The organism is Alteromonas alvinellae (genome assembly GCF_902705805.1).
Genome location: NZ_CACSIH010000134.1, coordinates 1 through 320, shown reverse-complemented (window position 1 = coordinate 320; position 320 = coordinate 1). Strand labels below are relative to the sequence as shown.

General features: G+C 44.7%; 1 pseudogene. It reads left to right on the top strand.

The window, feature by feature from the left end:
* Positions 1-320: pseudogene (locus ACX5KA_RS10275) on the top strand (hypothetical protein); the annotation flags it as partial.

Sequence of the window (320 nt, the reverse complement as noted above, 5' to 3'; positions counted from 1 at the left end):
TACCTGAAATTGCCCTTGAAGGCACATTTAAAGACGGCGCTAGACCACAACTTCGCGTTCAAGATGGCGCAACAGGCGCGAACGCCGGCGTGTATAGCTTCCCTGCTATTTTTGATAGCCCTGCTTATTATCAGCATAGTGATTATGACGGGGATGGTGTGCGTGATGTAGCGTTATTTGGCCGCCTTAAACGCAACAACAAAATACAGGTGAAACTGATAAGTGGCACCAACAGCAATAATAAACTTGATGCTTATAACTTCCCTGATAAGTGGCAGGATGTTAACTGGCATAAACTCTTTGATATGAACAACGATGAC